Annotated in this window: 12 protein-coding genes; 6 read left to right on the forward strand and 6 right to left on the reverse strand. The window is 67.7% G+C overall.

Annotated features, from left to right (window positions below):
- Nucleotides 1–18 precede the first annotated feature (18 nt).
- From ACWZHB_RS31345 to ACWZHB_RS31355, 3 genes are all read right to left on the reverse strand, one after another.
- Nucleotides 19–489, reverse strand: a complete 471-nt coding sequence (locus tag ACWZHB_RS31345) for a DUF4395 domain-containing protein (RefSeq protein ID WP_427905332.1) — start codon at nt 487–489, stop codon at nt 19–21.
- A gap of 433 nt (nt 490–922) precedes the next feature.
- Nucleotides 923–1357 carry a thioredoxin family protein gene (locus tag ACWZHB_RS31350; protein WP_427905333.1) on the reverse strand — a complete coding sequence of 145 codons (435 nt, stop codon included), beginning with the start codon at nt 1355–1357 and terminating at the stop codon, nt 923–925.
- Entirely contained in the window at nt 1354–2202 is an 849-nt protein-coding gene (locus ACWZHB_RS31355) for an LmeA family phospholipid-binding protein (RefSeq protein WP_427905334.1), read from the reverse strand. Before ACWZHB_RS31355 ends, ACWZHB_RS31350 begins: the two co-directional genes overlap by 4 nt.
- Nucleotides 2203–2471: 269 nt before the next feature.
- Here ACWZHB_RS31355 and ACWZHB_RS31360 point away from each other — a divergent pair, with 269 nt between their 5' ends.
- The 6 genes from ACWZHB_RS31360 (at nt 2472) to pstB (ending at nt 8458) form a co-directional block, all read left to right on the forward strand.
- Nucleotides 2472–3236: a winged helix-turn-helix transcriptional regulator gene (locus ACWZHB_RS31360; RefSeq protein ID WP_427905335.1), complete on the forward strand. Its 765-nt coding sequence runs from the start codon at nt 2472–2474 to the stop codon at nt 3234–3236.
- 139 nt (nt 3237–3375) lie between these two features.
- Nucleotides 3376–4284 carry a mycothiol synthase gene (mshD, locus tag ACWZHB_RS31365; protein ID WP_427905336.1) on the forward strand — a complete coding sequence of 303 codons (909 nt, stop codon included), beginning with the start codon at nt 3376–3378 and terminating at the stop codon, nt 4282–4284.
- 296 nt (nt 4285–4580) lie between these two features.
- Nucleotides 4581–5693, forward strand: a complete 1113-nt coding sequence (gene pstS / locus ACWZHB_RS31370; protein WP_427905337.1) for a phosphate ABC transporter substrate-binding protein PstS — start codon at nt 4581–4583, stop codon at nt 5691–5693.
- 91 nt (nt 5694–5784) lie between these two features.
- Complete coding sequence (gene pstC, locus ACWZHB_RS31375) at nt 5785–6756, forward strand: phosphate ABC transporter permease subunit PstC (protein WP_427905338.1); 972 nt, start codon at nt 5785–5787, stop codon at nt 6754–6756.
- A complete protein-coding gene (gene pstA / locus ACWZHB_RS31380; RefSeq protein ID WP_427905339.1) occupies nt 6756–7661 on the forward strand; it encodes a phosphate ABC transporter permease PstA in 906 nt (301 codons plus the stop codon). Before pstC ends, pstA begins: the two co-directional genes overlap by 1 nt.
- A gap of 20 nt (nt 7662–7681) precedes the next feature.
- Entirely contained in the window at nt 7682–8458 is a 777-nt protein-coding gene (gene pstB / locus ACWZHB_RS31385; protein WP_056818713.1) for a phosphate ABC transporter ATP-binding protein PstB, read from the forward strand.
- A 189-nt stretch (nt 8459–8647) separates the two neighbouring features.
- Here pstB and phoU read toward each other — a convergent pair whose 3' ends face one another.
- The 3 genes from phoU to dusB form a co-directional block, all read right to left on the reverse strand.
- A complete protein-coding gene (gene phoU / locus ACWZHB_RS31390; RefSeq protein ID WP_427905340.1) occupies nt 8648–9313 on the reverse strand; it encodes a phosphate signaling complex protein PhoU in 666 nt (221 codons plus the stop codon).
- Nucleotides 9314–9406: 93 nt separating this feature from the next.
- On the reverse strand, nt 9407–11485 hold the full coding sequence (locus tag ACWZHB_RS31395; RefSeq protein ID WP_427905341.1) for an LCP family protein: 2079 nt from the start codon (nt 11483–11485) through the stop codon (nt 9407–9409).
- A gap of 264 nt (nt 11486–11749) precedes the next feature.
- Nucleotides 11750–12913, reverse strand: coding sequence for a tRNA dihydrouridine synthase DusB (gene dusB, locus ACWZHB_RS31400; protein ID WP_427905342.1), 1164 nt, complete (start codon nt 12911–12913; stop codon nt 11750–11752).
- Nucleotides 12914–13099 lie beyond the last annotated feature (186 nt).

Here is a 13099-nt window from a genome sequence, read left to right on the forward strand (position 1 = left end):
AGATGACGTGCAAGGGGGTCAGTTCGGTGCCGGGGCTGGTGACCGGCGGAAGCGGGCGACCAGTGGGTAGATCTGGCAACCCAGGCAGACCCCGAACGCCGCGTTCAAGAACGCCGCGAACAGGGCGAAGCCGGCGAACACCGCGCCGACGATCGAGGAGCCGAGCGCGAAGCCCAGCAGGGAGAGACCGGCGAACACGAAGCCGAGCGCTTGCGCGAAACGCAGCGGGGGCACGGGCTCGGTCTCGGTGGGCGGACCGTTTCGCGGCGCGACGAGCGCGGCGTAGATCCGGCCGTAGGGGTGCTTGGCAGGGCCCGCGACCGCGCCGATCGCGAAGACGACGGCCTGCAGGCCGATCAGGATCGCGGCCGCGGCGGGCGAGAAGGCACTGACTGCGAGCACGAGTACGAGCACGCCGGTGGTGATCCAGGCCACGAAACGCGGCCCGCGAACGTCGACGCGAGGTGGGGATTGCGAGGAATTGGTCATTGTGCGAACTCCTGGGCTTGTCAGTAAGTCAAGGATCTGCCTGGTCACCGGGGGATCCGAGGGATCACTCGCACGGCGGGCATAGATCGACGTCAGAAATCTCGGGAGAGAAAAAGCCGATCGGTCAGCAGCACAGGCAGCAACAACCACCGAGGCGACACAGGTCAACTGTGCGGCGTCGGGTGAGCATCAGCTCGTGGTCGGTTTGCACGAGAAGTAGTTTACCCGGTCTCCCCGGGGAATGTCTCGGGCCCCCTGAATAGGGGGCTGGATCACAGTTGTCGACCGTCCTGGGCTCAGTACCGGCGCCAGCCGTCGCCCTGGTTTGCGGCCGTCCCGGTTCTGGACTGAGTGGAGGGTGCGACGAAGGAGTGCCCGGAGGGAGGGAAGAACCGGGACCAGAGGCCGCAAACCCGCGGCGCCAGCCGCCAAACTACACCGTCAGGGGTTCGAGGGCGGTGCGGAGGTCGCCGGCTTTCGGGACGCCGGAGATGCGGAAGCGTTCCTTGCCTTCGGCGTCGAAGACGAAGGTGGTCGGCAGCGACAGGACGTTGAGTTCGCGGGCCAGCGCGGGGTCGGCGTCGATATCGACCTCGATGTCGCGCGGGGCATTCGGGGATTCGGACAGCTCGGCGGTGACGCCGGCGACGACCCGGCGGACAGCGTCACACGGGCCGCACCAGTCGGCCGAGAAGTGCAGTACCGCAGGGGCCTCGCCGGTCACGCCCGCGGCGCCGAGCAAGCGTGCGCGCTGCTCGGTCTCGGGGTCGAGGGTGGCGGGACGAACCTGTCCCTGCCTGCGCGAGAGGTACACGCCGACCGCGACAGCGGCCGCGATGACGACGGCCAGAATGGCTAACTCGATCATGGTTGCTGCAATCGGTCCAGGTCGATGGTGACATTGCGGCCGACACCCTCGACAACGATCTGGCCGCCGAGCGCCGACACCTCATTCGGTGCGACGCCGAACGGCAACTCCTTGATATCGATCGTACGGCTGAACCGGGCGAGGACCGCGGCGTGATCGGTCTCGGGGATCTTCGAATCGGTGGTCACGGCGGCGGTGGTGTCGACGGGGCCGGTGGTGTCGGTGTAGAAACCGGTCGCCTGGATGCGAACCGTGTCGCCCTCGAGCAGCAGGTCGGCCTGGATCTGCACCGGGACGCGCGTCGCGGAACTGGACGGGGTGACGCCCGCGGGGAGAACACGACCGTTCGCCGCGGTCGGCAAGGTGCCCTTGAGAACGAGCACGCCCGCGGTGGTCATCCCGGAGCCGCCGGAGCCGCCCGTGCCGTCGGACTTGTCGGCGGGCGGGGTGTGGACCTGCAGGTCCGGGATGCCGAACAGTTTGCCGAGCTCGGTCGGCTCGAAACGCATCAACGCGTCGATCCGGTCGACCTGCACATTGCGCGCCGCGCCGTCGAGCAACTCACCCGCGGGGGCGTGCAAGCCCTGCAGCTTCGCCTCGATGCCGACCTCGCCGGGGATGTCGGGGCGCACGCCACGGGCGCGGATCGTCACGTCGTCGTAGCGGCCGTTCATCGCCTGGGCGATGAACGGGAACCCGTGGAACGTGACTTCCGGATCGGCGGACAGATCCGCGCCTGTCCGCAGTTGCCGGGAGACGTGGTACTCGGTGTAGGCGGCGGTGCCGAAATCGATGACCACCGCCAAACCGGCCAGGCAGAGAAGCCCGATGATCAGCTTGCGCATGCCGTGACACTAGCGGCTGGCGCCGCGGGTCGCGGGCCCCTGGTCCCACTTCTTCCCTCCCCCCGGGTACTCCTTCGTCGCACCCTCCACTCAGTCCAGAAGCGGGACGGCCCGCGACCGGGACCGGAGCGAACGACACAAAATGGACGCCGTGTTGCGAGGTAGTGGCTGTGTAGGCGCTAATGTTGCACACGACTTAACCTGTGTTTCGGCGACGTAGCTACGCGGCTGCTGTCGTCCGCGGAGCAACGAGATAGGAGGAGAGCCCCATGGAGCTGCTCCTACTGACCTCCGACCCCAACCCGGATGCGGTCCTGCCGTCGTTGACGCTTCTGGCGCACAACGTCCGGCCCGCGCCGACCGAGGTGTCGTCCCTGCTGGAGGCGAGCAGCGCGGATGTCGCGCTGGTCGACGCCCGCACCGACCTGGCCGCCGCGCGCGGTCTGTGCCGGCTGCTCGGGAGCACCGGGTCCTCGGTGCCGGTGGTCGCGGTCCTCACCGAGGGCGGCCTGGTGGCCGTCAACGCGGACTGGGGCCTGGACGACATCCTGCTGCCCGGCACCGGGCCCGCCGAGCTCGACGCGCGCTTGCGGCTGCTGGTCGGGCGCAACGGTGGGGTCGCCAGCCCGGAGAACACCGGCAAGATCACCCTGGGTGAGCTGGTGATCGACGAGGGCACCTACACCGCGCGCCTGCGTGGTCGCCCGCTCGACCTCACCTACAAGGAATTCGAGCTGCTCAAGTACCTCGCACAGCACGCGGGCCGGGTGTTCACCCGCGCGCAGCTGCTGCAGGAGGTCTGGGGCTACGACTTCTTCGGAGGCACCCGCACCGTCGACGTGCACGTGCGACGCCTGCGCGCCAAGCTCGGCACCGAGTACGAGTCGCTGATCGGCACCGTGCGCAATGTCGGCTACAAGGCCGTGCGCCCGGCCCGGACTGCGACAGCCAAGGGCGAGCCCGCGGTGACCTTCGTCGACGAGGACATCGACGGCGACGACTCCTACGTCCCGGTCAACGGCACCGCGCAGTAACACGGTCGGCGCTGCGCGGTAGCAGGTCGACACCGTGTGGTGGCGCCGGTCGGCGCGTCGCAATACGGTGGTCGGGGTGCAGCACCAGCGCTCGGGCCGACCGCGCGGTGGACCCGGCCGCACACCGAGGAGGATGGCGATGCCGGACACAGCAACCTTGACTTGGACCGATCGGGTCGAGCCCGGCACCGCGAAAAAGGTGCGCGAACTGCTCGAACGCGCCGCCGGCATCGACGGTGTCGCCCCGGTCTCCGAGCAAGCTGTGCTGTCGCTGGCCGAGGCTGACCCGTCGACAAGGCATGTGCTCGCGAAACGCGCGGGCGAGGTGGTCGGCTACGCGAATCTTGTTGCGGCACATGACGAACACCCCGCGATGGCCGAGGTCGCCGTCGCCCCGGCCGCGCGGGGGGCAGGCATCGGCGCGGATCTGGTCCGCGCCGCGCTGACCGAGGGTGGACCGGGCGCGCGAGTGTGGGCACACGGTGACCTGCCCGCGGCCAGGGCGCTGGCAACCGGCCTCGGCCTGAAAACGGCCCGTGAGCTGTGGCAGATGCGCCGCTCGCTGGCAACTCCGGAGCTACCGGAACTCGAGATCCCCGAAGACCTCATCGTGCGCACCTACGCGGGCCCCGTGGACGACCTCGAGCTCCTGCGCGTGAACAACGCGGCGTTCGCCTGGCATCCCGAGCAGGGCGGCTGGGCCGAGCGCGATATCGCCGCCCGCCGCGCGGAATCCTGGTTCGAACCGGCCGGTCTGTTTCTGGCTTTCGACGCCGCCGACCCCGACCGCCTGCTCGGTTTCCACTGGACCAAACAGGCTCCCGACGCCGCGCCCGCCGGTGAGGTGTACGTGGTCGGCATCGACCCGTCGGCGCAGGGGCGTGGCCTCGGCCGACTGCTCACGCTGGCCGGTCTGCGGCACCTGCGCGCGGCTGGATCCACCGAAGTCCTGCTCTACACCGAGGCCGACAACACCGCCGCCGTGCACACCTATACCAAGCTCGGATTCGCCACCGCCCACGTCGATGTCGCGTACTCGCTGCCCTGATGCGAGACACCTCACATGCGAGATGAATTCTCGGGCGCCAGGAGAATATTGCGAGGATGACCGGGTAAGCGCGAGTAAAACTGGGGCTAACGTCACATACAGGGCACTGATCGCGCCGGGCTGTTCATTCTCCGTTAACCCACATCGGGCCAACTGTCAACCGGACGACCTTAGGTTACTTCTGGGCGGCACCGTCGTCGCCTGGTGCGCGCATTCCTCCGGGACAGCGAGCGCCAGCCAGCCTCACTCGGGCCGGTGAGGGACCGAGTGAGACACCCAGCATTGTCGGAGGAAAAGTGAACTTCAAGCGCACCAGTGCCCTGGTCGGCGTCTTCGCCGTGGGCGCCATGACCCTGGCCGCCTGTGGCAGTGACGACAACACCGGTGGCGATCCGAGCAACGCGGCCAACACCAGCGTCGCTTGCGGTGGCAAGAAGGCGCTCAAGGCGTCGGGTGCTTCGTCGCAGAAGAACGCCATGGAGCGTTTCGTCGCCGCGTACGAGGCCAACTGCGACGGCTTCACCCTCAACTACACCTCCAGTGGCTCGGGCGCGGGCGTCAACGAGTTCCTCGGCGGCCAGACCGATTTCGGTGGCTCCGACTCGGCGCTGAGCTCCAAGAAGGAAGAGCCGGCCAAGGCCGCGGAGCGTTGCGGCGCCCCCGCGTGGAACCTGCCGACCGTCTTCGGCCCGATCGCCATCACCTACAACGTCGACGGCGTCACCGACCTGGTGCTCGACGGCCCGACCGCCGCCAAGGTGTTCAACGGCTCCGTCGCCACCTGGGATGCCCCCGAGATCAAGGCGCTCAACCCCAACGCCAAGCTCCCCTCGGAGAAGATCGCCGTGATCTTCCGCTCCGACGAGTCGGGCACCACCGACAACTTCCAGCTCTACCTCGACGCGGCCTCGGACGGCGCGTGGGGCAAGGGCGGCGGCAAGACCTTCAACGGTGGCGTCGGTGAAGGCGCCAAGGGCAACGAGGGCACCTCGGCCGCGATCAAGAACACCAAGAACTCGATCACCTACAACGAGTGGTCCTTCGCCAAGGCGCAGAACCTGTCCATCTCGCAGATCATCACCTCCGCGAGCAAGGACCCGGTGAAGCTGTCGGCCGAGACCGCCGCCAAGGCCATCGACGGCGTGAAGGTCAAGGGCGAGGGCAACGACCTGGTCCTCGACACCAGCTCGTTCTACAAGCCGACCGTCGCCGGCTCGTACCCGATCGTCATGGCCACCTACGAGGTCGTGTGCTCCAAGTACGCCGACGCCGAGACCAGCAAGGCCGTCAAGGCGTTCCTGACCTCGGCCGTCACCAACGGCCAGTCCGGTCTGACCGAGGCAGGCTACGTGCCGCTGCCCGACGCGTTCAAGACCAAGCTGACCACCGCGATCAACGCCATTTCCTGATCGCTTTCTGGCCATGACCATGCACCCTGAGGTGACCGCGGTGGGCTCGTCGAATTCGACGGGCCCACGGGCGGCCGGAGATACTGCGAATATGCCGACCGAACCGAAAATCGACAAGGCCCCTGACGGGGGTCGTACCGGCCGCCTGAACGCCGAGACGATCTTCCGGTGGACGGCCACCGCGGCGGGCGCGACGATCGTCGCCGCCATCGCGTTGATCGCGCTGTTCCTGCTGATCCGCGCGGTCCCCTCGCTCATGGCCGACAACGCCAACTTCTTCACCAGCACCGAGTTCTCGACCGGTGACGCCAACAATCTCCGCTTCGGTATCCGCGACCTGTTCATGGTCACGGTCTTGAGCTCGGTGTTCGCGCTCATCGTCGCGGTGCCGATCGGTGTCGGTATCGCGCTGTTCCTGACGCACTACGCGCCGTCGCGACTCGGCAGGCCGTTCACGATGCTGATCGACCTGCTCGCCGCGGTGCCCTCGATCGTGTTCGGTCTGTGGGGCTTCCTCGTGCTGGCGCCGCAGATCGCGCCGGTGCAGGAATTCCTGAACGAGAACCTTGGCTGGTTCTTCCTGTTCTCCGACGGCAATGTCTCGATCGCGGGCGGCGGCACCATCTTCACCGCGGGCGTCGTGCTCGCGGTGATGATCCTGCCGATCATCACCTCGGTGGCCCGCGAGGTGTTCGCGCTCACGCCCCGCGCGCACATCGAAGCCGCGCAGGCGCTCGGCGCCACCAAGTGGGAAGTCGTGCGGATGACCGTGCTGCCCTACGGCCGCAGCGGTGTGATCGCGGGTTCCATGCTCGGCCTCGGCCGCGCCCTCGGTGAGACGATCGCCGTCCTTGTCGTGCTGCGTACCGCGAGCAACGCGGGTACCTGGTCGCTGTTCGACGGCGGCTACACCTTCGCCTCCAAGATCGCCTCGGCGGCCTCGGAGTTCAGTTCACCGCTGCCCACCGGCGCCTATATCGCGGCCGGCTTCGTTCTGTTCGCGCTGACCTTCGTCGTCAACGCGCTGGCCCGCCTGGCCTCCGGTGGAAAGGTGAACGGCTGATGACCACCACGACGACGCTCGACAAGCCGCTCAAGGCGCCGACCTTCCGGCACGTCAGTACCGGCAGGCGGATCAAGAACAACATCGCCACCGGCCTGGTGACCCTCTGCTTCCTCATCGCGCTGATCCCCCTGGTGTGGGTGCTCGGCCTGGTGATCAGCAAGGGTTTCACCGCGGTCATCTCGTCGGACTGGTGGTTCAATTCGCAGAAGGGCATCCTGCCCGACCAGACCGGTGGCGGTGTCTACCACGCCATCTACGGCACCATCGTCCAGGCGACGGTCGCCTCCGTGATCGCGGTGCCGCTGGGCATCATGGGCGCGGTCTACCTGGTCGAATACGGTCGCGGTCGACTCGCGAAGGTCACCACCTTCATGGTTGACATTCTGGCCGGTGTGCCCTCGATCGTCGCCGCACTGTTCATCTTCGCGCTCTGGATCGCCACTTTCGGCATGCCGCAGAGCTCCTTCGCCGTCTCGCTCGCGCTGGTGCTGCTGATGCTGCCGGTCGTGGTGCGCAGCACCGAGGAAATGTTGAAGCTGGTGCCCGACGAGTTGCGTGAGGCGTCCTACGCGCTCGGTGTGCCGAAGTGGAAGACCATCCTGCGGATCGTCATTCCCACGGCCGCGCCCGGCATGATCTCCGGCATCCTGCTCTCCGTGGCCCGCGTCATGGGTGAGACCGCGCCGGTGCTCGTGCTGGTCGGCTACAGCAAGTCGATCAACCAGAACATCTTCGACGGCAACATGGCTTCGCTGCCGCTGCTGATCTACCAAGAGCTGGCCAACCCGGAGGCCGCCGGCCGCGAACGTGTCTGGGGTGCGGCGTTCACGCTGATCCTCATGATCGCCCTGCTGTACCTGGCTGCCGCCGGCGTCAACAAGCTGCTCACCCGGAACCGATAGAAGCGAACGGAATACTTCTCATGGCCAAGCGGATCGACGTCAAAGATCTCAACATCTATTACGGCAGCTTCCACGCCGTGGCGAATGTGGAACTGACCGTGCTGCCGCGCAGCGTCACCGCCTTCATCGGTCCCTCCGGCTGTGGCAAGTCCACCGTGCTGCGCTCGCTCAACCGCATGCACGAGGTGACCCCGAACGCTCGCGTCGAAGGTGCCGTGCTGCTCGACGGCGAGGACATCTACAGCTCCTCGATCGACCCGGTCGGCGTGCGCCGCACCATCGGCATGGTGTTCCAGCGCCCGAACCCGTTCCCCACCATGTCGATTCGCGACAATGTGGTGGCCGGGCTCAAGCTGCAGGGCGTGCGCAACAAGAAGGAACTCGACGAGGTCGCCGAGCGCTCGCTCAAGGGCGCCAACCTCTGGAACGAGGTCAAGGACCGGCTCGACAAGCCCGGTGGCAGCCTCTCCGGTGGTCAGCAGCAGCGTCTGTGCATCGCCCGCGCCATCGCGGTCTCGCCCGACGTCCTGCTGATGGACGAGCCGTGTTCGGCCCTGGACCCGATCTCCACCCTGGCGATCGAGGACCTGATCACCGAGCTCAAGAAAGAGTTCACGATCGTCATCGTCACGCACAACATGCAGCAGGCCGCCCGCGTGAGTGACCAGACCGGTTTCTTCAACCTCGAGGCGCAGGGCAAGCCCGGCCGTCTGATCGAGATCGACGACACCGAGAAGATCTTCTCCAACCCCACCCAGCGCGCCACGGAGGACTACATCTCCGGCCGCTTCGGGTAAGAAGTGAATACGCGAAAGGCCCGTGCAGCGACTGCACGGGCCTTTCGCGTTGCAGGACAAGAGATTTCGTCCGCACATCGGTAACTCGCCGGGTGCAGGCGGACCTGACCCGCGACAACAGTCCGGCCGCCGACGCAAACTCCCCGCGACTCAGGTCTGGCCTGAATACGCGGGGAGCCGGGACAGCTCTCAGCTGGTTTCGAGGTCCTCGTCACCTGGGAGGACACCGGTGACCAGGAAGATCACGCGGCGGCCGATCTCCACGGCGTGGTCGGCGAAGCGCTCGTAGTAGCGGCCGAGCAGGGTGACGTCCACAGCGGCGGCCACACCGTACTTCCAGTCACGGTCCATCAGGAGGGTGAACAGGTGGCGGTGGAGGTCGTCCATCGCCTCGTCGTCCTGGTTGAGCTGGGCGGCGCGCTCGGGGTCGCGGGTCTCGAGCACCTCTTTGGCGCCCGCGCCCATGTTGACCGCGATGCGGCCCATCTCCGCGAAGTAGCCGTTGACCGACTCGGGCAGGGCGTGGGCGGGGTGGCGGCGGCGGGTCACCTTGGCGACGTGCAGCGCGAGCGCGCCCATCCGGTTGACATCGGCGACGATCTGGATCGCGCTGACGACCTGACGCAGGTCGCCCGCGACGGGGGCCTGCAGGGCGAGCAGCGCGAAGGCCTTCTCCTCGGCCTCGGTGATCATCACCGAGATCTGATCCTGCTCACCGATGACCTGCTCGGCCAGACCCAGGTCGGCCTGGAGCAGCGACTGGGTGGCCTGTTCCATGGCCTGGCCAGCGAGACCGGCCATCTCACCAAGGAGGTTGGCGAGGTCGGCCATTTGCTCGTTGTAGATGACACGCATGATTGCAAACCCTAGTGGGTACCCGGACCCCTGTCACCCAACACCGGGTTAATGCCGCGTGGCAGTGTCATGGCAGGTCAGCGGAGGTAACGCCTACTTGCAGGTGTCGTCGGCGGCGTTCATGTGCTCGAGATCGGACGGCAGCGCGACCGGACCCGCGCTGTGCGGCTCACCGATCGGCACGTTCGGCAGTTCCGCGCCGACCGCGGTAGCAGTGCGGACCGTGCCGCCGAAATCGGCACCGACCACCACTTCGATGATGCTGCCCAGCTCGTTGGCCTGTTCCAGGACCGCGCCGGGGATGGTGCTCGCGACGGTGGCCGCCTCGGCCTCCAGCCCAGCGGCGAAACGGATCTTGGAGGTCTGCGACTGGCCGCCGGAGTAGTTGCCGGTGCTGTAGATCCCGAAGCCCTGATAGCCGAGCTTGGAGGCGACGGTCTTGGCCGCGCCCGCCGTGCCCGAACCGTTGGATACCAGCAGCGACATCGTGCCGGGGGCCACCGCGTACTGCTTCGGCGCGACCGGGGCCGGTGACGGCGCCGAGCTCTCGACTTCGGGCGCCTTGGTCTCGCCCGGCAGCGGCTGATCGTCGATGACGGCGCGGAAGATCGCCTTGATGTCGGATTCGCGCGGAATCTCGTTGCCGTATGCGGTGGTGCCCGCGGTCGGGATGGTCAGGAAGGTCACCGCGCCCGCGTCCATCTTCTGCAGCGAACGGCCGAGCAGCAGCAGGTCCTGCGGGGTCACCTTGTCGACGAAGGTGTGGTTGGAGAACTCCTGGATGAACCCGTTGAGCTTGCCAGGATCGAAGAGGACCTTGCTCGACAACGCCCCACGCAACAGCGACGCGAGGAAGCGCTGCTGCCGGTTGATCCGGTCGTAGTCGCTGCGTTCCTCGCCGATCACGTGCCTGGCGCGCACGTAGTTGAGCGCGGTCTCGCCGTTGACCCGCTGCTTGCCGGAGGTCTCGAGCACCGGGCCGAGCACACCATCGATGATCGGCTTGGTCGAGCACACCTCGACACCGTCGACCTGGTCGACCATGGCCTCGAAACCGGCGAAGTCGATGCCGATGAAGTGGCCGATGGTCAGGCCCGACATCTTGCGCACCACGTCGACGAGGCATTTGGGGCCACCGAGGGCGTACACGGCGTTGAGCTTGTCGCCCATGGCCGAGGGGAACTTCTGGTCGGTGTAGGCGGCCTTCTCGTTGTCCCAGCCCGCGCACACCGGGCGGGTGACGTCGAGGTCACGCGGGAACGACACGACCACCACGCGCGAACGGTTCTTCGGGATGTGCACCAGCATCGCCGTGTCGGCGCGGGCGCCTTCGGTGTCGGTGGCCGAGCCCGCGCCCATGTCGGCGTTGACGCCGGCTCTGGTATCGGTGCCGACGATGAGGTAGTTCTCGTCGCCGAGCTGCATATCGCCGTCGAGCACGTCACCGGAGGCGCCGCCACCGAGGGCGTCGATTTGATTGAGGCTGTTGCCGGTGGCCTGGAGATAGCTCCAGCCGCCGCCGGTGATCACCAGCGCGAGTACCGCGACGACCGTCAGCGCGACCCGTCCGGCATACCGTGCCTGCTTGCTCCGGCGGTCGTTCGTACCCGCGCGACTGCCCGGCCGACGTGGCGGTGCGGCGGACGCGGTTTTGACCGGCCTTGCCCGCTCGGGCTCAGGGGCGGGGGCGACCGTGGGCAGGATGTCGGTGGGGGGGTCGACGGGACCCACCCGCCGCGCTGGGGCGGCGGTGCGCGGCTGCTGGTTCGGCTGGGCGGGCAGCGCGGTGGTTGCGGTGCGGTCGGCGGGGGATTCGGCGCGATGCGACGGCGTACCCGCGATGTCGTCGACGACGGGGGAGCCGTCGGTGCGTGGGGCGATATCGGGGCGCGGGGTGGGGCGCGGCGCCTGTTCGCGGGCGCGGCGGCCCGCACGCGAGTCGGGGTCGGCGCTTTCGGTGGGGGGCACGCGTCTGCCGCGTCGGGTGCGTTCGCTGTCGACCCGGTTGACGAGGTCGGCGACGGTCAGCGGGGCGGCGTCCTGCGCCGCGTCCGCGTGCCGGGACCGTCGCGAGCCGGTTTCCGGTTGCTCGGTGGGTTCGGCCGTCGGGTAGCGCTCCCAGGGGGCGCGATTTCCGGGCCGGGGCGTACGCCCGCGCCGATCGTCACCCACCAACGAACCTCACTTCTCTATCTGGCGCAGCCTGCGCGTCATCGCCCGGCCCCGATTCGAACCGAAGTCGAACGATCCCGCAATGATAACGATTCCGCCACGAGTGGCCACTCCAGTGCACACCGGAATCGCTGACGATGTGATCGCGACACTCGAAGACCGGACGGAAAGCCCTGCTCGAGCGCGTGCTGTGGCCCGAAATAGCGATGGCTTACGAATTGATGTCAGCTTGTTATCGGCGCCGGATCGCGCCCCCGCGCGTCCTCAACCGCCGCTGTGCATCACATCGGCCGCCGCGGGGACGGTGTCGTCCTCGGGATCGTCGAGCCAGCCCTCGGGGAGCACGACCTTGGTCTGCGGCGAACCCTGCCGACCGCGCGGACCGAGCGCGTCCGTGGGGAACGGCACCGTCGGGTCGAGCTGTCCGACGAGCTCCTCGATCTGCGACAGCTTCGACACCGTGGCGAAGCTGCGCCGCAGCTGTGAGCCGACCGGGAACCCCATCAGGTACCAGGCCATGTGCTTGCGGATATCGCGCATGGCCTTGTCCTCACCGTCGTGTTCGGTGAGCAGGGTGGCGTGGCGCACCAGGATCTCGCCGACGCGGCCGAGCGTCGGCCCCTCGGGGATCGGTTCGCCGCGCAGGGCCGCGCTGAGTTCGGCGAACAGCCACGGCCTGCCCAGGCAGCCGCGGCCGACAACCACGCCGTCGCAGCCGGTTTCGTGCATCATCCGCAGCGCGTCGTCGGCGGTGAAGATATCGCCGTTGCCGAGCACCGGGATGGAGGTGACGGCTTCCTTGAGCCGGGCGATGGCCGACCAGTCGGCCGCGCCCGAGTACAGCTGGGCCGCGGTGCGCGCGTGCAGCGCCACGGCGGCAGCGCCCTCGGCCTCGGCGATGCGGCCGGTGTCGAGGTAGGTGTGGTGGTCGTCATCGATGCCGACGCGGAACTTGAAGGTCACCGGCACGCCGGCGGGTTCGGCCGCGGCCACCATCTCGCGGACGATATTGGCGAACAGCCTGCGCTTGTACGGCAGCGCCGAGCCACCACCGAGCTTGGTCACCTTGCGGACCGGGCAGCCCAGATTGAGGTCGATGTGATCGGCCCAGCCCTCGCCCACGATGATCCGCACCGCTTCACCCAGCGTCTTGGGATCCACCCCGTAGAGCTGCATCGAGCGCGGATGCTCGTCGGCGTCGAACGACATCATGTGCAGCGTCTTCTCGTTGCGCTCGACCACCGCGCGTGCGGTGATCATCTCGCACACGTAGATCGAGGTCGCGCTGCCGAACTCCCGGCACAGTCTGCGGAAGGCGCGGTTGGTGATGCCCGCCATGGGCGCGAGCACGACCGGCGGATCGACCGGGTAGGGCCCGATCCGCAGCGCCGTCGGCGCCTGGGGCATCGTGGTAGTCACGGCTGCCATTCTCTCATCCGGCTCGATGTGATCGATCTCGCGCATCGAGGACTTTGCCCGGGTCATGACCGCCATCACGACCGCGCACCTCGGTTTACCTGTTACTCGCAGTACGAGCATTGTTCGCGACTCAGTAGCCTGGACAAGCTGGCATCGTCGCCTCCGGCGGTGCGCTGTCCCCACGTAATCGGAGAA

It is taken from the genome of Nocardia sp. FBN12 (genome assembly GCF_054031145.1).

Excerpts from the sequence above, each read along its gene's own strand:
- pstB (WP_056818713.1), top strand. The coding sequence starts at position 7,682 with ATGGCCAAGCGGATCGACGTCAAAGATCTCAACATCTATTACGGCAGC.
- ACWZHB_RS31350 (WP_427905333.1), bottom strand. The coding sequence starts at position 1,357 with ATGATCGAGTTAGCCATTCTGGCCGTCGTCATCGCGGCCGCTGTCGCG.
- pstC (WP_427905338.1), top strand. The coding sequence starts at position 5,785 with ATGCCGACCGAACCGAAAATCGACAAGGCCCCTGACGGGGGTCGTACC.
- ACWZHB_RS31345 (WP_427905332.1), bottom strand. The coding sequence starts at position 489 with ATGACCAATTCCTCGCAATCCCCACCTCGCGTCGACGTTCGCGGGCCG.
- mshD (WP_427905336.1), top strand. The coding sequence starts at position 3,376 with ATGCCGGACACAGCAACCTTGACTTGGACCGATCGGGTCGAGCCCGGC.
- dusB (WP_427905342.1), bottom strand. The coding sequence starts at position 12,913 with ATGGCAGCCGTGACTACCACGATGCCCCAGGCGCCGACGGCGCTGCGG.
- phoU (WP_427905340.1), bottom strand. The coding sequence starts at position 9,313 with ATGCGTGTCATCTACAACGAGCAAATGGCCGACCTCGCCAACCTCCTT.
- ACWZHB_RS31355 (WP_427905334.1), bottom strand. The coding sequence starts at position 2,202 with ATGCGCAAGCTGATCATCGGGCTTCTCTGCCTGGCCGGTTTGGCGGTG.
- ACWZHB_RS31360 (WP_427905335.1), top strand. The coding sequence starts at position 2,472 with ATGGAGCTGCTCCTACTGACCTCCGACCCCAACCCGGATGCGGTCCTG.
- pstA (WP_427905339.1), top strand. The coding sequence starts at position 6,756 with ATGACCACCACGACGACGCTCGACAAGCCGCTCAAGGCGCCGACCTTC.